Genomic DNA, 18,915 nt, shown 5'->3' on the forward strand with positions numbered 1-18,915 from the left:
CATCACCGGCTCTCGAGGTGCCGCCACAGGAACTCGTACGTCAGTGCGGTCTTGAAAGCCAGCTGCGCATTGTCCGACGCCCCGCCGTGGCCGCCCTCGATGTTCTCGTAGTAGCTCACGTCCTGACCGAGCTCGGCCAGCCGCGCAGCCATCTTGCGGGCGTGACCGGGATGGACTCGATCGTCTCGGGTGGACGTGGCGATGAGTATCGGTGGGTACTTCCGCTCGGACGCGGCCACGACGTTCTGGTACGGGGAGTACTGCGAGATGAACTCCCATTCGGCGGGGTCGTCGGGGTTCCCGTACTCGGCCACCCAGGACGCTCCCGCGAGCAACAGGTGGTACCGCTTCATGTCCAGTAGCGGGACCTGACATACCAACGCCCCGAACAGTTCCGGGTACTTCGTTTCCATGATGCCCATCAGCAGGCCACCGTTGCTGCCGCCCTGGGCGGCCAAGCGATCGGCGGTGGTGATCCCTCGGGCCACCAGGTCGCGGGCGACCGCGGCGAAGTCCTCGTGGACCAGATGCCGGCCCGCTCGCAATACCTGGGTGTGCCAGGACGGTCCGTACTCGCCGCCGCCGCGGATGTTGGCAACGACGTAGGTGCCGCCGCGTTCGAGCCACGTTCGACCCATTGCTCCGCTGTAGCCGGGCGTCATCGAGATCTCGAAGCCGCCGTAGCCGTACAGCAGTGTCGGGCCGGGGCCTGCGTCGCCGCGTCGGACGACGAAGTAGGGGATCGCAGTGCCGTCGTCCGACTCCGCGAAGAACTGTTGCACGGTCATGCCGTCCGCGTCGAAGAAAGCGGGAGCCTGCTTGAGTACCTCGAGCGCGCCGCCGACCGTACCGACCAGCAGCGTGGCCGGGGTGAGGTAACCCGAGGAGCCGAGGAAGAACTCGTCCCCGTTCTCCTCGGCGTCCGTACCGATGATCTCGGTCGACGCCAACTCCGACAGCCCGTCGACGGTGGTCGTATCCCACCCATGTGCACCGGGTGTGAGCACATGCAGACGAGTACGGACATCCTGCAGCGTCACCAGCAGCAGATGATTCTCGGTCCACGCGTACTGATGCAGGGACGTGTGCTCGTCCGGAGTGAACAGAACCGCCAGAGATGCTGTGCCGCTCATGAATTCGTCGAAGTCGGCCGCGAGCAGAGCGCCCGCCGGATGGGTGACGCCGTCGTAGGTCCACTCGGTCATCGTCCGAACCAGCAGCCAGTTCTCGTGGACCGAGGTCGATGCGTCCGTCGGCGTCGGAATGCGGGTCACCGCCGTACCGTCGAGCACGTAGGTCTCGGAGTTGTAGAAGTCGGTGGACCGCTGCACGAAGTCGCGCTCGAATCCCGGCGTGCGGTCGTGCCACGCAGAGATCGAGATGTCCTGGGATTCGCCCTCGTAGACGGTCTCCGCGTCGGCGAGCGGTGTGCCTCGGTGCCATCGCTTGGTGATCCGCGGATAGCCGGATTCGGTCAGGGACCCCGGTCCGAAATCGGTGCCGACGAACACGGTGTCGGCGTCGATCCAGCCGATGTCGGTCTTGGCCTCGGGCAGCGTGAAACCGCCGTCCTCCGTAGCGCAGAACGTGCGGGAGTCGAGATCGAACTCGCGTACCACCGTCGCGTCGGCACCGCCTCGGGACAGCGTCACCAAAGCGCGCAGCTGGTCGGGGCGCAGTACCTGAGCGCCGCCCCACACCCAGTTCTCGCCCTCGTCGGCGGCCAGGGCGTCGAGATCGAGCAGGACGTCCCACTCGGGTTCGTCCGTGCGGTACTCGTCCATCGTGGTGCGTCGCCACACCCCGCGGATGTGCTCGGCGTCGCGCCAGAAGTTGTAGAGGAACTGCCCGCGCCTGCGTGCGTACGGGATCCGCGCATCGGTGTCGAGAATCTCGCGTACACCCGCCACGGTGGCGTCGAAACGCTCGCCTGCCAGCGCCTGGATCGTCACCTCGTTCTTCTCGCGTACCCACGCGAGTGCGTCGTCGCCGGTGACGTCTTCGAGCCAGAGGTACGGGTCGTCCGAGAAAGCCATGGCACAGTTCTAGCAGCACACGTGCGGTCGGGTGCAGGACGCGTGCGAGGCTACCGGCTGGTAACGAAGACCAGGTCGAGACAGTGTCGGAGGGCACGACTACGCTGGGGACTCGTGACCTCACACTATGACGTCGTTGTCCTCGGAGCCGGTCCCGGTGGGTACGTCGCTGCTATCCGCGCGGCACAACTCGGACTCAGCACTGCCATCATCGAGAAGAAGTATTGGGGCGGTGTGTGCCTGAACGTGGGCTGCATCCCCTCGAAGGCGCTTCTCCGTAACGCCGAGCTGGCGCACCTCTTCACCAAAGAGGCCAAGCTGTTCGGTATCTCGGGTGAAGCATCCTTTGACTTCGGCGCAGCATTCGACCGCAGCCGCAAGGTTGCCGACGGACGCGTCAAGGGCATCCACTTCTTGATGAAGAAGAACAAGATCCCCGAGTACGACGGCCAAGGCACGTTCACCGATGCCAACACCATCGAGGTCGAACTGTCCAAGGGCGGCACCGAGACGATCACGTTCGACAACGCGATCATCGCGACCGGCAGCACCACCAAGCTGCTCCCGGGAACCGAGCTCAGCAAGAACGTCGTCACGTACGAAGAGCAGATCATGACCAAGGATCTGCCGGGATCGATCCTCATCGTCGGCGCGGGCGCCATCGGTATGGAATTCGGGTACGTCCTGAAGAACTACGGAGTCGACGTCACCATCGTCGAGTTCCTCGATCGCGCGCTCCCCAACGAGGACAAGGACGTCTCGAAGGAGATCGAGAAGCAGTACAAGAAGCTCGGCGTCAAGGTCATCACCGGCGCGGGTGTGCAGAGCATCGACGACGACGGCTCCAAGGTCACCGTCGAGATCAAGCACAACAAGTCCGGTGAGAGCGAGACCTTCACCGTCGACAAGGTGATGCAGTCCGTCGGATTCGCTCCTCGCGTCGAGGGCTTCGGTCTCGAGAAGACCGGTGTCGAGCTCACCGATCGCGGTGCCATCGGCATCACGAACACGATGCAGACCAACGTCCCGCACATCTACGCCATCGGCGACGTCACCGCCAAGCTCCAGCTCGCCCACGTGGCGGAGGCGCAGGCCGTGGTGGCTGCCGAAACCATCGGCGGCGCAGAGACATTGCCGATCGACGACTACCGCATGATGCCGCGCGCCACGTTCTGCCAGCCGCAGGTTGCCAGCTTCGGTCTCACCGAGGACCAGGCCCGCGAAGAAGCGCAGGCTCGTGGATCCGACATCAAGGTCGCGAACTTCCCGTTCGCCGCCAACGGCAAGGCACACGGCCTGGGCGACGCGACGGGCTTCGTCAAGCTCATCGCCGACACCGAGCACGGTGAGCTGCTCGGTGGCCACCTCATCGGACCGGACGTCTCGGAGCTGCTGCCGGAGCTGACCCTGGCCCAGAAGTGGGACCTGACGGTCAACGAGCTGGCCCGCAACGTCCACACGCACCCGACGCTGTCGGAGGCACTGCAGGAAGCGATCCACGGCCTCGCAGGCCACATGATCAACTTCTGATCTCTGCTGTAGAACGACGAACGGCGGCGACCACCTCGGTGGTCGCCGCCGTTCGCTTCGTTGTTGGGTGCTAGGACTGCTGTCGGGTGCTAGGACTTTCGCCAGTGGTCGAATCGGCCCTTGATGTCCGACGCCACGTCGCCGATTCCGTTGCCGACGGCGTCGACGGCACCGGTGAAGCCGCTGCCGATGTCGCGGACCGTCTTGATCAGCGGGTCCTCCGACGTGTCGAAGTTGTTCTTGTACGTGCGGGCCGCGTTACGGAACTCCTCCGACACCTTGGCCTCGTGATCGGTGGACCGGCGCGGGTAGTCGCCGCGGAGGACCGCCGCGTACTCGCCGGTGTCGACCCACTTCTTCAGCTCCGCAGCGCGCAGCACCGAGAACGGGTGCGAGAGGAGTTCGAGATTGAGCAGCTTGAGCACGCCGTCGCGCAGGTCTCCACTGGCCTCGTACTCGGCGGCCTGAGCGAGGAAGGCGTCGACGTCGATTTCGCTGATACGTGCGCCGCCCGCCAACTTGAGCTGCACGCTGATCGCGGTGTGCACGTCCTGTCCGCACAGTAAACCTGCTCTGTCGCCGGATAATTCGGACTTGCGCTGCCATTCCATCAGTCCCGCGATGACCGCGCGCAAGGCCCAGCCGCCCACCGGAACCCAGCCGACCGTGCCGGCGAGGCGCATCAGGTGCATGAGAACGGTGCGGTACACCGCGTGGCCGGACAGGGCGTGGCCCAGTTCGTGGCCGACGACGAATCGCTGTTCCTCGTAGGTCATGATGTCGAGCATGCCGGTGGTCAGGACGATGAACGGTCGATCCATTCCGATGGTGAACGCGTTGACCATCGGCGACTGAACCACGAACAGCTCCGGAGTTTCCTCCGCGCCGAGAATCTGCACACAATCGGCTCGAAGATCGTTCAGATCCTTGAACTGGCGTTCGTCGACGCGCACCGCGGTGGCCAAGTACATCAGGCGGTGCTGTCTCTCGCGCAGCAGTCCGGACAGCGTTCGCAGCACCGTGTCGAAGCCCTTGAGGGTACGAAGAGTGACCAAGGCTGCTCGGTCCGAAGGGTGTTCCCAAGTGCGAGAAGAGATATCGGGAAACTCGATACGAGTACGGTCCGGTGCGTGTGTCACTGTGTGGCTCCCAGTCTGATCGGTCTGTTTGCCAAAGTATCAGTAAAAAGCCCTTCCGGTTCGTTCTTGACCACGGTCAGGTCTCGCATCGCCGGGGGTACAGCAGGGTCGGTAGCGCTAATTCTTGGTGGCACTGACGAATTGGGCGAGACCGCGGATGTCCTGCTCGATGTCGGTCATGCCCGCAGCAGCGAACATCTCGGTGAACTGCCCCTTCGGGAACATGCGTACCCCGACGGCGGCAGATCCCAGGCCGACGACGGTACGCAGCGGTGCCAGGCCCAGTTGACAGCTGGTCATGATGGCGATGCGTCCACCCGGGCGCAGGACGCGGATGAGCTCGTCGACCACCTGCAGTGGATGTGGCACGAGATACAGTGCGGCATAACAGCATACGGCGTCGAATGTCGCGTCGGCGTACGGGAGTTCGTCGGCATCGCCGCGAACGTACGCCGCACGCGGCCCCCGATTGTCGCGGACTGCGCGAGCGATCATGGCCTCGGAGATGTCGAAGCCGACGGCGATACCGTCCTCGGTCAGCTGCTCCGACAGGAATCTGGTGAAGTTGCCGGGGCCGCAGGCGACGTCCAGGACTCGCTGTGGCCCGTGTAACCGCAGGTCGGCGACGGCCTTGGCGCGTTCGGCGGACATGGGCAGCCCGCCGATTCCCATCATCGACACTCCGAACGGGCGCCAGATGTTCTCGTAGATCGCCGCGACACCGGGGTTGTTCATCGCTCGGCTGGCCATCGTCGGATTGGGGGCTTTGGCGTCGCCCATGAGTTCGACGTAGCCGCCGTCGATCCGGGCGCTCGTGCGGACCGACTCCGGTTCGATCATCGCCAGAGCGCGGCGCAGTGCAGTCTCGGGTGTCTCGTTCATCGTCGTGGCGGCCGGTCGCCGTAGTCGCGTTCGACGCGGAGGGTGCCCAATGTGGTTGCGAGCCCGTCGTATTGGGTGACCAGCAAGACGAATTCGATGAGGCGACGTTCGTCGAACTGGGTCGCCAGTTCGGACCATGTGGCGTCGGTGAGCGTCTTGGTCTCGATCAGCTCGTCGACGGAAGTGAGGATGGTGCGGTAGCGAGTCGACAGCCCAGGGGCGTGCGGGCCGGTCATGATCAGCTCGAGCAGGTCTCGGTCGATGCCGGCTCGACGGCCCAGGCGGATGTGGTGGTCCATCTCGTATGCCGATTCGCGCAGGTGCGCCACCCGGAGAATCACCATTTCCGATTCCTTGCGGGAGATCTTTCCGCCCGGCATCAGATGGCCGCTGTAGAACAGCCACGCCCGGTACAGGCCGCCGGTTCGACCGAGAGTGGTGAACAGGTGGGGGTTGGGTACTCCCGCGCCTTTGGCGATGACCTTGCAGATGACCCAGTTGACGGGGCCGAGAGTGCGGGCGGTACCGGACGGAATGCGAGGAGTGGTCACGATCACACCTTACCGACTGGTAGCTCCGCCGTCCGGGGACGCGGCGGGGTGATGATCTGGAGGGTAGGCTAACCTCTTTTGTGTCTCGCATTGTTCTACCCGGAGGTCCCTCGAAGTGGTGCAGTTCAAGCTCGGTCTGACAGCGTTGGCCATCACCGCGCTCGCGGTGGCGGCAGGAGCGACGGCATGCTCGTCGGCCGATACCGCCGACGGGTCCGCCGGCGAAGCGACTCGAACGGTCGAGACCGTTCGAGGCTCGATCGACGTTCCCGACCATCCTCTGCGGGTCGTCACCCTGGAACCGGTGGAACTCGACACCACGGTCGCGCTCGGCATCGTGCCCGTCGGCACGGCGGTGCTCAGCGAAACCGCCGGTGTGCCGGCCTATCTCGGTACGGAAGCGGCCGGCATCGCCACGGTCGGCACGGTGGCCGAACCGACCATCGAGGACATTGCTGCCGCGCAACCCGACCTCATTCTCGGGACGGAGACTCGGCACGCGCAGTACTACGACCAACTCTCCGCCATCGCGCCGACGGTGTTCATCGCCTCCCAGTCCGATCCGTGGCGCGACAGTGTCCGATTCGTCGGGCGCGTTCTCGGCAAGGAAGCGAAGGCCGAGGAACTGCTCACCGCCTACGACGACCGGTGCGCCGAGATCGCCGAAAAGCACGACACCGCCGGGAAAACAGCGCAACTGATCAGGCCGCGCAGTGGTGAGCTGACGCTGTACGGGCCGTCGTCGTTCGCCGGAAGCACGCTCGAATGCGCGGGCTTCACCACCCCGCCGCGGCCGGAATGGGCCGACGAGATCTCGGTCGACCTCTCGCCCGAGCTGGCGGCTCAGGCGGCCGCGGACCTGATCGTCGTCACCGCCGACAACCCGTCGGACCCCGGCGCAATCCCGTCGTCGATCACCGACAACGCTGCGACACTGCCCAATCCGCATGCGGTGGACCTGTCGTACTGGATCACCGGCGTCGGGCCCATGGGCGGACAGACCGTGCTCGACGACATCGATCGTATTCTGTCGGATGCCAAGTGACGCATCAGAGTCGGACCGCGCCGGCCAACGCCGCGGCCTGACGGGCGCGCTCGACCACTCGGTCGCGGGACGAATCGATGTGTGCAACAAGCGTATCCAGCGCCGTGTCCAGCTGCCCGGCCAGCAGGTGCTCGACGATCGCGAGATGTTCATCGATCGCCGAGACCACGGCCGACGCGTCGAGACCACCGAGAATACGCACGGGCCGCACCTTGGCGTTGACGGCGCACAGGGCCTCGGTCAGAGCCGCATTGCCCGACGCGGCCGACAACGCGACATGGAACTGTTCGTCCATGGCGACCATGTCGTCGGTGGTCTCCGGTGGGTGCGCACGCAACCCGGCCCACGTCGACGCCAACGCCGACAACGCCACCCGATCGAAGGACTGCGGTGTCGAGCGAGTGATTCCGCGGGACTCGAGAGTCGACCGCAGTTCGTACAGATCCGGTAGGTCGCCGAGCCGGGGACGATAGGGATGCAGACCGGCCTCGTCGCGCACGACCAGACCGTCGGCTTGCAGACGTGCCAGCGCCTCCCGCACAGGAGTGCGCGAGACGCCGTACAGCTCGGCGAGACGCTCCTCGCCGAGCCGTTCCGTGGAGCCGATCGCACCGGAGATCAGATCCCGGCGCAGTGACGAATAGACCTTCTCGCGAAGGTCCTTGCGCGGCACGATACGCCCGGTCAGATCGCCATGGCTGCGCGCACGTCGGCCTCGGAATCGGATCCGCCCACACCGGTGGACGTGATCCGGCCGGCCTCGAGAATGTAGTACTTCTGGGCAGATTCCAATGCGAAGCCGATGTGCTGCTCCACCAACAGCACTCCGAGACCGCCGCGGCGGGTGAGCTCGATGACGGTGCGCTCGATCTCGGCGACGACCGACGGCTGAATGCCCTCGGTCGGCTCGTCGAGAATCAGCATCCGCGGTTCGGTGATCAAGGCTCTTGCGATGGCGAGCTGTTGGCGCTGGCCGCCGGACAGTAGGCCGGCTCTGCGAGTCAGCAATTCCTTCAGCGCCGGAAAGAGGTCGAGTGCCTCGTCGATCAGTGCCTTGCCGCGCTTGCGCCCGTCGGCCACCACCTGCAGATTCTCCGCTGTCGTCAACTGACCGAACGACTGCTGGCCCTGTGGCACGTACGCCAGACCGCGGGCGACGCGGGCGCTGGGCCGCAACGCACTGACGTCCTCACCGTCGAACATGACCTTGCCCGAGTTCACTTTCAACAGCCCGACCGCCGCGCGCAGCAGCGTCGTCTTGCCCGCACCGTTGTGGCCCATCACCGCCGCGACACCGTCGGCCGGAACCGTCAGCGACGCACCGTGAACGACCTCGCTGCGGCCGTAACCTGTTCTGACGTCGACCAGTTCAAGCATGATCGGCTCCCCCTTCTGCGATGTGCTCGAGTTCCTCGCCCGCCGCGGCGGTGCCGAGGTAGACCTGCTGAACCTTAGGATCGGCCTGCACCTCGGCCACGGTGCCCTCGGCCAGAACGCGTCCGGCCGCCAGCACTGTCACCGAGGTCGCGAACATCCGCATGAAGTCCATGTCGTGCTCCACCACCACCACGGTCCGTTCACCGCCGATGCGTTGCAGCAGCTGGCCCGTCTCCTCACGTTCCTCGTGGCTCATGCCGGCGACCGGCTCGTCGAGCAGAAGCACATCGGCGTTCTGCACCAACAACATTCCGATCTCGAGCCACTGCTTCTGGCCGTGCGCCAGAATTCCTGCGGCCTTGTCTCTCTGGGCCGTCAGACCGATGGTCTCGAGAGCCTCCTCGATGGCAGGCAGCACCGATCCGCGACGACGCAACATCGTCAGCACCGATCGTCCGGATCCGGCGGCGATGTCCAGGTTCTGCAGCACCGTCAGATTCTCGAAGATGCTGGCGGTCTGGAAGGTTCGGCCGATGCCGAGGCGCGCGATCTGATGCACCTTCTTGCCCAGCAGTTCCACTCCGGACTTGGTGACAGAGCCAGTGGCCGGAACAAGTCCGGTGATTGCGTCGATCAGCGTGGTCTTGCCGGCTCCGTTCGGTCCGATGAGGAAGCGAAGATCGCCCTGCATCAGCGTCAGATCGACGTTGGTGTTGGCCTTGAAGCCGTCGAAACTGACTGTCAGATCGCGGACTTCGAGGTACTGACTGGACATGCCGGCGTTGCCGCCGAACGTGGGCTGCGGGCCTTCGACATGGATCATCGTGCGAGCTCTTTCTCTGGTTCCGCGCTGGCCTCGGGGACCGATTCGGGCTCTTTCTTTCGCTTGCGCAGTGCGAAGAGTCCGGCGATGCCGGCGGGGAAGAATCCGACGACCACGACGAACAGCAGACCCTGCGCGTACGTCCAACCGGACGGGAACTGCTCGGACAGCGTGGTCTGCGCCCACGCGACTCCGAGCGCGCCGAGAACCGGGCCGAGCAGAGTGGTGCGGCCGCCGATGGCGACGCCGATGAGAAACGCGATGGACGGAACGATGCCGACGTCGTTGGGGGAGATGATGCCGACGATCGGGACGAACAGCGCACCGGCGAGACCGGCGAAGAACGCTGCGGCGACGTACGCGACGATCTTCACGTTCGCCGGGTCGTAGCCGAGGAAGCGCACTCGCTCTTCCTGATCGCGGACGGCCACCAGTAGTTCGCCGTAGCGCGAGTACATCAGCTGGCGGGTGATGGCGACGACGACGAGCAGTACGCCCGCAGCGATGAAGAACAGCATCTGCTTGTTGGCGGGGTCGTTGAGGTTGAACCCGAAGAACGTGCGGAACCTGTTGAGCCCGTTGGATCCACCGGTGGTCTGCTGTCCGATGAGCAGGATTGCGAAGGCGGCGGCCAGTGCCTGACTGAGGATCGCGAAGTACGCGCCCTTGACGCGACGCTTGAACACGCCGAGGCCGAGCACCAGCGCCACAAGTGCCGGCACGAACAGGATGCCCAGGATCGTCGTGATGGGCGAGGTGAACGGCAGCCAGTACGAGGGCAATTCACGGATACCGGCGATGGACATGAAGTCCGGTACCGCGTCGCCGCGCAGATCGGCGTCGGAGATCTTCAGATGCATGGCCATGATGTAGGCACCGATGCCGAAGAAGACACCCTGGCCGAGGGTGAGCATTCCGCCTCGGCCCCAGGCCAATCCGATACCGACAGCCACGATCGCGTAGCAGATGAACTTGCCCAGCAGATTCAACCGGAAGTCGCTGAGGACGGCGGGCGCCACAGCGAACAACAGGATTGCGGCGAGCGCGAAACCCAGCAGAGCGCCGCGCTTGGCGATGAACTCGCTCATACCAGGCTCCTTGTCTTGACGGCGAACAAGCCCTGCGGGCGGGCCTGCAGGAAGATCACGATGAGGACGAACACGATGACCTTGGCGATCGAGGCCGTGGTGCTGTATTCGATGAACGAGTTGAGGATTCCCAGGGCGAAGGCGGCGATCACCGCGCCCTTGATCTGGCCGAGTCCACCGACGACGACCACCAGGAAAGCGTCGATCAGGTAGCTCTGTCCCACAGTGGAACTCGTGGATCCGATCAGAGTCAGTGCCACGCCCGCGACACCCGCCAAACCGGAGCCGAGGAAGAACGTCGAGATGTCGGTCCGGCGGCTCGAGATGCCCGAGGTTTCCGCGAGATCGCGGTTCTGCACCACCGCGCGGATGCGTCGACCCATTGCGGTCTTCTTCAGCGCGATCGACAGTGCGACGACGGCGACGACCGCCAGCACGAGAATGAAGATTCGGGTCTTGGGCACCACGGCACCGAGGATGTCGACGCCGCCGCTCAGCCATTCCGGCGAGACGACGTTGACCGCCGGGGCACCGAAGATGTCGCGGGCGAGCTGCTGCAGGATGAGCCCGACGCCGAACGTGACGAGCAGGGTGTCCAGTGGACGGTGGTACATGCGCTGGATCAGCGTGACCTCGAGCAGCACACCCATTGCGCCGCCGACGAGGAAGCCGACGATCAGCGAGATGAACAGTGATGCGCCGCCGGTCGAGACGATCTGCTGCACTACGTAAGCCGTGTACGAGCCGGCCATGATGAACTCGCCGTGCGCCATGTTGATGACGCCCATCTGACCGAACGTCAGTGAGAGCCCGAGGGCGGCGAGCAAGAGAATGGATCCGATCGACAGGCCGGTGAACAACTGTCCGATCACGACGTCCATGGGGGAGCTCCTTCGGAGCATGTGAGTGGAACTTCGTAGCAGGCTACGAAGTTCCACTCACATGGGTGGTGGTCAGTTGAGGTCGGAGGCCCAGTCGTAGGTCTCGAGGAACGGGTCGGGAGCGATGGCCTCGGGGGACTCCCACACCGTGTAGATCAAGCCGTCGGGCCGGATCTCACCGATGCGGGCGGTCTTGGAGATGTGGTGGTTGTCGCCGTCGATGACGACCTCGCCCTCCGGAGCGGCGAAGCTGACACCGTCCGCTGCGGCCTGAATGTCGGCCACCGCGAACGAATTTGCCTTCTCGACGGTGTTCTTCCACAGGTAGACCGAGGTGTACGCGGCTTCCATGGGGTCCGAGGTGGGCTTGTCGGCACCGTACTTCGCCTTGTAGTCGGCGACGAACTTGGTGTTCTCCGGGCTGTCGACGGTCTGGTAGTAGTTCCAGGCAGTGAGCTGGCCAGCGATGTTCGCGGCTCCGATGCCCGCCACCTCTTCCTCGGCGATGGACACCGAGATGACCGGCATGTCAGCAGCTTTGAGGCCGGCGTTGGTGTACTCGCGGAAGAATGCGACGTTGGAATCACCGTTGAGCGTGTTGAACACGGCGTCGGCGTCGGCGGAGCGCACCTTGTTGACGATGGTGGAGAAGTCCGTCGAACCGAGCGGGGTGTAGTCCTCGCCCTTGATCTCGATACCGTTGGCGGCCGCATACGCCTTGATCTCGCGGTTGGCGGTCTGCGGGAACACGTAGTCGCTGCCCACCAGGTAGAGGGACTTGACGCCCTTCTCCTTCAGGTAGTCCAGGGCCGGGATGATCTGCTGGTTGGTGGTGGCTCCGGTGTAGAAGATGTTCTTCGACGCCTCGAGGCCCTCGTACTGCACGGGGTAGTAGAGGAGTGCATCGTTGTCCTCGAACACCGGCAGCATCGCCTTGCGCGACGATGACGTCCAGCCACCGAAAACTGCTGCGACACAGTCGCTGCTGATGAGTTTCTCGGCCTTCTCGGCGAACACGGTCGGCTCGGATGCGCCGTCCTCTGCGACGACCTCGATCTGCTTTCCGTTGACGCCACCGGCCGCGTTGATCTGCTCGACGGCCAGTGCGATCGAATCACGCACTGTCACTTCGCTGATCGCCATCGTGCCAGACAGGGAGTTGAGCGAGCCGACCTTGATGGTGTCACCGGAGGTGTCCACACACGAGGTGGACGAGCCTCCGCCGCCCTCGGCGGTGGTGGTGTCGCTCGCCTTGCTACCGCAGGCAGTGGCAACCAGGCTCAATGCAGCCAGTGCTGCGGGAACGACCATGACGCGCTTGACGGACATGCGCTTCGAGACAGCAGGCATCTACGGCCCTTTCGGAAAGTGTGTATACGGAGATGTATTCGCGATTGCGAACAGTAAAGGCAACTTATTGCGTTGGTATTTTCTGCGGTGACGAGTCTGTTTCTCGCGTTACGAGTAGGTAAAGGCGAGCGAATGACAAGACTGCTTGACAATTTGTGACAAGCAGAGTTGACTTTTTGTCATGCCCGGATCCAACAACGTTCGCGCGCATCGCAAACAGGCACGCATCACGCAGGCCGAACTCGGCACCATCTGCGGAGTCAGCCGGCAGAGCATCGTCTCCGTCGAGGGCGGCGACTACGCACCGAGCGTGTACCTGGCACTGCGATTGGCCCGAGCACTCGACACGACAGTCGAAACACTGTTCGGCGACGACGAAGGGAAACGAACATGAGCGCATTCACCAAAGCTGCCCGCTTCGTGGGAGACCTGGACGACGACTTCTACGCCGACGAACTACAACGCGACATCTGGAACGAGGCCTCGGCCGTCGGCTTGCAGTGTTTGCTGTGGATTGGGTTCATCTCGGCGGCGATCCTGCCGTACGCGGCGGGTGTCACCGGGGCATGGATCGCAATCGGGATCATCGTCACTCTCCTTGCTGTCTCCTACGTGGTAATTGGGTACGCCCGAGCTCGGGGGGTCGAAGTGCAGAGCGCTCAGCAATGGCTCCGCGCGAGATTTGCGGTCTTCATCGTTCTGTACTTGCTGGGTGTGGGTGGAGCGTTCGTACGGCTGCTCGGTCGCTACGTGAGCGGCGATCTCGGGTCCGTCTGGATCGGGGCGGCTATCGGTGTACCGCTGGGGATCGCCGGCGCTGTAGTGGGCGTCAAGCGCAAGCAGCGGAAACAGCGAAAGGCCGAGCATGCTGCGGAGCTGGCCGAGCAGCGGGCTTTCGATACGGACGAATGAATTTGGTCTCGAATGTGTCGCACGATCTGTTACAGGGTGCAAGGATGCGTAAAGGCTTAGGTTGGACCGTCTCCGTTTCGCAGATTTGCAGGCCGGAGGGTATGTTCTGACCGATGACATCGCGATTTCCCGGTGTTGCGGCTGTAGGGGTGCTGTTCGGCGGCGGTTTCGGTAACGCGGACGGATGCACGTTCGATGTAAAGGGAGGCTCGGGTGGACGGCGATGACGACGTGTAATACCAATCCGTCCTCCGTCGCGCCACGAAGTACCAACGAGACCGTGTCGGGCGTCCACCTTCCGGTGGAGCATGCAAACAGGGAAGTCGAGACCGTGCGCAGAGAAAAGAGCTACCTCAGACTCGTAGGGTCGAGCACTCCCACGATCGAGGTTCTGGGCGGCCCCAGAACCATCACCGTCGATGTGGACAACGTTTTTCCGGGTCAGGTATGCGAGGTCCTGCACAACGGCATGCTGTCGCTGAGCCCACGCGTCGTCGTGGAAGACAACGCGACAAGCATCACGATCACCACGTTCGCGCTCAAGCCGGGTGAGTACAACGTCTCGCTGCGTCTGGACGGACGCCTGGATTGCGTCACCGAATCGCAGACTGCTGTCGTCGGCGAGCAGTTCGAGGTCCGACGCAGCTCGTAAACCTCGGCTCACAACACAGCGAAGCGGCGCGTAGCTCAGGTGAGCTACGCGCCGCTTCGCTGTGTTGTCGGTCCTGGCTGCCGTCGGGTCGCGCCAGTCAGTGACAGGTGCTGCCGGGATCGGTGTGGCAGTGCTTCTGCTCCGATGGTGCGACGTCGAGTGAGGGGTTGCGGTCGAAGAAGCCGAAAGGCTTGAGCCAGAACGAGACGGTGTCGGACGGCATCACCGGCCAGTCCTCGGGCCTGGTGATGTGATGGATGCCGAAGGTGTACCAGACCACCACATCGGTGTTCTCGATCGAACGGTTCTTCTCGGTCCACTCGGGGAGGCCATGGTCGACGCCACTCTGATTGACGAACTCGCCACTGGGCCAACGCTCGTCGGGTGAATTGGGCGTGACCCATACGGTGTGACCGATCACCTGGGAACGCTGGAAGATCGGCGACGCCGGATCGAACATCGCCGGAATCGCCGAGCCGGGCACCAACTTGTACGCGGGCCGGGTGCCGAGACCGTTGGTGACGTTGTCGTTGACCACCTTCCACGCCTTCTGCGTGTTCCAGTCGTAATCCTGCTTGCCCTCGGACTCGGTGGTGAGCGGGGTGTTCACTTGCGTCAGGGCCAGGCCGTACGGATTGTCGGGACCCATCGGAACCATCTGGGTCTGGCTGGAATAGACGGTGTTCTCGGTGCCGTCGATGTCAAGATCGAGCCGGGCGACCAGGAAGTGCTGGTGGTACGGCGCATACGTGCGATTGTCGATCAGCGTGCCCGACGGATGGGTGCTGCCCTCGTCGAAGTGGGTGACGACCATGATGCCCGTCGCGCGCACCTCGCACTCGATGTTGCCGTCCTGATAGAAGCGCCAGTAGACGAGATACTCGTAGTTGGCGACGGTGGCGTGGAAGCTGACGGTGAGACGGCGCATCCGACGCACTTCTGCCCCGGCGTCGTGATCGACGTGCTTCCACAGCACCGCGTTGTCTTCCTCGTGGATGCAGATCGCGTTGGTGATCGTGTACGGCTCGCCTTTGCTGTTGTGCAGCACGGCATCGAGGTACCGGATCTCACCGAGGCAATCGCAGCCGAGCTCGAGCGAAGTCGTCATGAAGCCCAGGCCCCACTCGCCGATGTCGAATGCGGTGCGCCGATAGTGATCCTCGGTGTGGTCACGATACGGAACGATCATCTCCGCGAACGACATTCGGTTCGCGACGGATCGCACGTTCCCGTTGTCGTCGTAGGTGACGGCGTGCAGCGTCATGCCCTCGCGGTAGTTGAACCCCACGCGCAGCGACCAGTTCTGCCACGTCAGCTTGTTGCCGTCCAGCTCGAACGACGGGCCGTCCGGCTGGGTGATCTCGAGCGGCTTCAGCGGCGGACGGCTGCTGGCGTTACGGATGCGCTCCGGAATATGGCGGGGCACGTACTCGCCCATGATCTCCGGCCGCTCGACGCGGTAGGTGTCCTCGATCTCGAGCAATTCCATCGTGTTCACGTCGATGACGCAGTGGAAGCCGCCCACCGGACCCGCGTACGGATTGGCACCCTCGGCGGCTTTGACCCACGTGTCGGACCAGCCCAGGCGTCGACCCTTGTACTTCTCGGGCGTCACCGCCTCGCCGTACGTCCAGGTGTCCATGAACACCAGATCGAGATCGGTGATCCCGCGATCGGCAAGTGCGGCAATCACATCGGGGTGTGCACGCAGCGCCGCGTCGGCCTCTTCCCACTCGTCGACGGTGAAGTTGGGCTGCACGTCCGGGATGTGGGTCCAGGATTCGGTGCTCCTGTTGTCCAGTGACACCACGGCCTTGAACGTGCTGTTCTCGGCGCGGTTCAACACCACCGAGACTGCGCGACGGGCGGGGACGGTACCGTCCGCATCGAACGCGGCGACCTCGGACTTGGACGGTTCGATCATCTCGATCGAGGCGAATCGCCACCCGTCGCCGACACCGTGTTCCCGGCCCAGAACCTCGGCGACGGCGGAGAACTCGTCGCTCGAGAGTGGGTCCAGGGGATGAAGTGTCATGCGATGGTCTCCGTCGAGCTCATCACGTGCTTGATGCGGGTGTAATCGTCCACGCCGTAGGCCGAGAGGTCCTTGCCGTAACCGGAGTACTTGAAGCCGCCGTGCGGCATCTCGGCCACCAACGGGATGTGGCAGTTGACCCAGACGGCACCGAAGTCCAGAGCCGCCGAAATACGAAGCGTGCGAGCATGATCGGACGTCCAGACGCTCGACGCGAGACCGAAGTCGACGTCGTTGGCCAGCTCGATCGCCTCTGCCTCGTCGGAGAATTTCTGCACCGTCAGCACCGGGCCGAACGTCTCCTCCTGCACGATGGGATCGGACTGCTGCACGCCCGTGATGATCGTGGGCTCGTAGAAGAATCCCTTGTCGCCGATGCGCTTTCCGCCGGTGACGATGGTGGCGTGCGCGCCGATACCGTCGACCTTGGAGCTGACCTGGCCGAAGTGGTTGACGTTGTTCAGTGGGCCGAGGAAGGTGTCGGGGTCGTCGGGCAATCCGACCTTCAGTGTCTTCGCCTTGGCGACGAGTGCGTCGACGAGCGAGTCGTGTACCGACTCGTGAACCAACACGCGAGTGACCGCCGTGCAGTCCTGGCCGGCGTTGAAGAACGCGGCCTCGGCGATGCCGTCGGCGGCCTTGGTGATGTCGACGTCGTCGAACACGATGGCTGGCGCCTTGCCGCCCAGTTCGAGGTGCGCGCGCTTGAGCTGCTTGGCAGCGGCGACGGCGACGGCGATGCCTGCCCGCACCGAACCGGTGATCGAGACCAGGCCGGGCGTCTTGTGTTCGACGATGGCTGCGCCGGTGCCGCCGTTGCCGAGCACGATGTTCAGCACGCCGTCGGGGACGATGCCCTTGGACAATTTCGCCAGCACCAGGGTGCTCTCGGGGGTGGTGTCGCTCGGCTTGAGGACGACGGTGTTGCCGGCCGCGAGGGCAGGCCCGATCTTCCAGATCGCCATCATGAACGGGTAGTTCCATGGAGTCACCTGCCCTACGACGCCGATCGGCTCGCGGCGTACGTACGAGGTGAACCCGTCCATGTACTCGCCGGCCGACTTGCCTTCGAGCATCCGTGCAGCCCCGGCAAAGAATCGAATCTGATCTGCTCCGACGGTGACTTCCTCGGCGGCGATGGTGGCCTTCGGCTGACCGGTGTTGCGACTCTGCGCCTCGACGATCTCGTCGCTGTGGGCCTCGATGGCATCGGCGAGCTTCAGCAGTACTTTCTGCCGCTCACTCGGAGTCGTCTTGCCCCAGGTCTCGAAAGCTTTGGCGGCAGCCGACATTGCGGCGTCGACATCGGCAGCATCGGAAATCGGGGCTCGAGCGACCACCGACTCGTCCACCGGACTGACGACATCGAGCATCTCGGTACCCGAGGGGGTCACGAATGCCCCGTCGATGTAGTTCTGCAGGACAGGCACCGTCATCACAACCCCTAGCGTCGACTATTTCGGTTCTGCAAAGCCTGCACCCACGGACGAGACTTTGCCACCCGACAAGATGTACACGACGATGCGAGTAATCAGGACGAAACGTCGGAAGAACAAGCAAGTACAGGAAGATGCTCAGCGGATAGCCTGTGGCAGTGCGAAACACCGAGGTGGGATACCAGCAGATCGCCGACGACACCTGGGCCTTCATGCGTCCACCGGGAAGTTGGGGTCAGACCAACACCGGGCTCGTCGTGGCACCCGGTTCGGCGTCGATGCTGATCGACACCGTCTGGGACGTGAACTGGGCCGAGCGGGTTGCCGCCGACACCGCCGAGTTGGTTGCCGCCGCACCGATCACCGAGGTCCTCAACACGCATTCGGACGGTGATCATTGGTGGGGAAACGACAGCGTGCCCGCCTCCGCACGGATCACCACCAGTGCGGCGTCGCTGCACGCGATGAAGGAGGAGACCCCGCCGAAGGGAGTATCCGCATTCGCGTCCTTCGGCAAGGCAGTCGGCTGGGTGCCGGGACCGATCGGTGCCATGGGCTCCTACATGAACCGTGTTCGCGGCGATGCGCTGTTTCCGTCGGCGCTGCCCCGGCTGCCTGATCACACCTTCGAAACCACCGAAACCATCGATGTCGCAGGACGATCGGTACACCTGCGCTACCTCGGCCCGGCGCACACCGAAGGCGATCTCATCGCTCACCTCCCGGACGTGGGGGTCGTGTTCGCGGGCGACCTGCTCTTCATCGACGCCACCCCGGTGCTCTGGCACGGCCCGCTGCAGAACTGGATCGACGCCCTCGACCACCTCCTCGAACTCGACGCCGACGTGTACGTTCCCGGCCACGGACCCCTGTGCGGCACCGACGAAATACGCGCCGTGCGCAGCTACTGGACCTGGGTCGGCGAGGCCGGACGAGCGTGCTTCGACGCGGGACTCGGTTCTACCGAGGCCGCCCTGAACCTGCTCAAATCACCCGAATTCGGCCATTACGCGCACTGGGATTCGCCGGAGCGACTCATCCTCAGCATGAGCACGCTCTACCGCCTGTGGCGAGGCGAACCCGCTGCGCCACCCACGCTGACGCGTCGAGCACGCGCGTTCGCCGACGCGGGACGCTATCTGCGGGAGCGCTAGTGTCAGACTTTCGCTGAGGCTGCT

General features: G+C 64.1%; 18 protein-coding genes. 6 read left to right on the top strand and 12 right to left on the bottom strand.

Annotated elements, in window-relative coordinates; all coding sequences use genetic code 11:
* Nucleotides 1-2: 2 nt before the first annotated feature.
* Entirely contained in the window at nt 3-2,036 is a 2,034-nt protein-coding gene (locus tag CH262_RS06775) for a prolyl oligopeptidase family serine peptidase (protein WP_094717256.1), read from the bottom strand.
* Between the two features lie 114 nt (nt 2,037-2,150).
* Here CH262_RS06775 and lpdA point away from each other — a divergent pair, with 114 nt between their 5' ends.
* A complete protein-coding gene (gene lpdA / locus CH262_RS06780) occupies nt 2,151-3,566 on the top strand; it encodes a dihydrolipoyl dehydrogenase (protein WP_032365160.1) in 1,416 nt (471 codons plus the stop codon).
* A gap of 89 nt (nt 3,567-3,655) precedes the next feature.
* On the opposite strand, the gene CH262_RS06785 is transcribed toward lpdA, so the two are convergent.
* The 3 genes from CH262_RS06785 to CH262_RS06795 form a co-directional block, all read right to left on the bottom strand.
* The gene (locus CH262_RS06785; RefSeq protein ID WP_032365161.1) at nt 3,656-4,705 is read right to left on the bottom strand and encodes a M48 family metallopeptidase; all 1,050 of its coding nucleotides are present in this window, start codon (nt 4,703-4,705) and stop codon (nt 3,656-3,658) included.
* A gap of 117 nt (nt 4,706-4,822) precedes the next feature.
* Nucleotides 4,823-5,587 carry a class I SAM-dependent methyltransferase gene (locus CH262_RS06790; RefSeq protein WP_256988718.1) on the bottom strand — a complete coding sequence of 255 codons (765 nt, stop codon included), beginning with the start codon at nt 5,585-5,587 and terminating at the stop codon, nt 4,823-4,825.
* The gene (locus CH262_RS06795; protein WP_094717257.1) at nt 5,584-6,144 is read right to left on the bottom strand and encodes a carboxymuconolactone decarboxylase family protein; all 561 of its coding nucleotides are present in this window, start codon (nt 6,142-6,144) and stop codon (nt 5,584-5,586) included. The genes CH262_RS06790 and CH262_RS06795 overlap by 4 nt, the downstream gene beginning before the upstream one ends.
* 109 nt (nt 6,145-6,253) lie before the next feature.
* Between CH262_RS06795 and CH262_RS06800 the strand changes: the two genes are divergently transcribed.
* Nucleotides 6,254-7,183 carry an ABC transporter substrate-binding protein gene (locus CH262_RS06800; protein ID WP_094717258.1) on the top strand — a complete coding sequence of 310 codons (930 nt, stop codon included), beginning with the start codon at nt 6,254-6,256 and terminating at the stop codon, nt 7,181-7,183.
* Nucleotides 7,184-7,187: 4 nt separating this feature from the next.
* Here the strand turns inward: CH262_RS06800 and CH262_RS06805 are convergent, their stop codons facing one another.
* The 6 genes from CH262_RS06805 to urtA form a co-directional block, all read right to left on the bottom strand.
* On the bottom strand, nt 7,188-7,856 hold the full coding sequence (locus CH262_RS06805) for a GntR family transcriptional regulator (protein ID WP_094717259.1): 669 nt from the start codon (nt 7,854-7,856) through the stop codon (nt 7,188-7,190).
* An 11-nt stretch (nt 7,857-7,867) separates the two neighbouring features.
* Entirely contained in the window at nt 7,868-8,560 is a 693-nt protein-coding gene (gene urtE / locus CH262_RS06810) for an urea ABC transporter ATP-binding subunit UrtE (protein WP_094717260.1), read from the bottom strand.
* Nucleotides 8,553-9,383 (bottom strand): urea ABC transporter ATP-binding protein UrtD, encoded by an 831-nt coding sequence (urtD, locus tag CH262_RS06815; RefSeq protein ID WP_032386165.1) that lies wholly within the window; start codon nt 9,381-9,383, stop codon nt 8,553-8,555. Before urtD ends, urtE begins: the two co-directional genes overlap by 8 nt.
* On the bottom strand, nt 9,380-10,471 hold the full coding sequence (gene urtC / locus CH262_RS06820) for an urea ABC transporter permease subunit UrtC (protein WP_027498415.1): 1,092 nt from the start codon (nt 10,469-10,471) through the stop codon (nt 9,380-9,382). The genes urtD and urtC overlap by 4 nt, the downstream gene beginning before the upstream one ends.
* Complete coding sequence (gene urtB, locus CH262_RS06825; RefSeq protein ID WP_027498414.1) at nt 10,468-11,352, bottom strand: urea ABC transporter permease subunit UrtB; 885 nt, start codon at nt 11,350-11,352, stop codon at nt 10,468-10,470. The genes urtC and urtB overlap by 4 nt, the downstream gene beginning before the upstream one ends.
* A 72-nt stretch (nt 11,353-11,424) precedes the next feature.
* Nucleotides 11,425-12,702, bottom strand: a complete 1,278-nt coding sequence (urtA, locus tag CH262_RS06830; protein ID WP_032369802.1) for an urea ABC transporter substrate-binding protein — start codon at nt 12,700-12,702, stop codon at nt 11,425-11,427.
* 181 nt (nt 12,703-12,883) lie between these two features.
* On the opposite strand from urtA, the gene CH262_RS06835 reads away from it, so the two are divergent.
* The 3 genes from CH262_RS06835 to CH262_RS06845 all read left to right on the top strand — a co-directional run bounded on the left by CH262_RS06835 (nt 12,884) and on the right by CH262_RS06845 (nt 14,266).
* Complete coding sequence (locus CH262_RS06835) at nt 12,884-13,096, top strand: helix-turn-helix transcriptional regulator (RefSeq protein ID WP_027498412.1); 213 nt, start codon at nt 12,884-12,886, stop codon at nt 13,094-13,096.
* On the top strand, nt 13,093-13,614 hold the full coding sequence (locus tag CH262_RS06840; RefSeq protein ID WP_032369801.1) for a hypothetical protein: 522 nt from the start codon (nt 13,093-13,095) through the stop codon (nt 13,612-13,614). Before CH262_RS06835 ends, CH262_RS06840 begins: the two co-directional genes overlap by 4 nt.
* Nucleotides 13,615-13,837: 223 nt before the next feature.
* The gene (locus CH262_RS06845) at nt 13,838-14,266 is read left to right on the top strand and encodes a hypothetical protein (RefSeq protein WP_052053133.1); all 429 of its coding nucleotides are present in this window, start codon (nt 13,838-13,840) and stop codon (nt 14,264-14,266) included.
* A gap of 97 nt (nt 14,267-14,363) precedes the next feature.
* On the opposite strand, the gene CH262_RS06850 is transcribed toward CH262_RS06845, so the two are convergent.
* Together CH262_RS06850 and CH262_RS06855 are read right to left on the bottom strand one after the other, a co-directional pair.
* Nucleotides 14,364-16,301, bottom strand: coding sequence for a primary-amine oxidase (locus tag CH262_RS06850; RefSeq protein WP_094717261.1), 1,938 nt, complete (start codon nt 16,299-16,301; stop codon nt 14,364-14,366).
* Entirely contained in the window at nt 16,298-17,737 is a 1,440-nt protein-coding gene (locus CH262_RS06855) for a gamma-aminobutyraldehyde dehydrogenase (RefSeq protein WP_094652000.1), read from the bottom strand. The genes CH262_RS06850 and CH262_RS06855 overlap by 4 nt, the downstream gene beginning before the upstream one ends.
* 158 nt (nt 17,738-17,895) lie before the next feature.
* Here CH262_RS06855 and CH262_RS06860 point away from each other — a divergent pair, with 158 nt between their 5' ends.
* Nucleotides 17,896-18,891 carry an MBL fold metallo-hydrolase gene (locus tag CH262_RS06860; RefSeq protein WP_256988719.1) on the top strand — a complete coding sequence of 332 codons (996 nt, stop codon included), beginning with the start codon at nt 17,896-17,898 and terminating at the stop codon, nt 18,889-18,891.
* The last annotated feature ends 24 nt before the right edge of the window (nt 18,892-18,915 follow it).

Source organism: Rhodococcus sp. 05-2255-1e, from assembly GCF_002259025.1.
Classification (GTDB): Bacteria; Actinomycetota; Actinomycetes; order Mycobacteriales; family Mycobacteriaceae; genus Rhodococcoides; species Rhodococcoides fascians.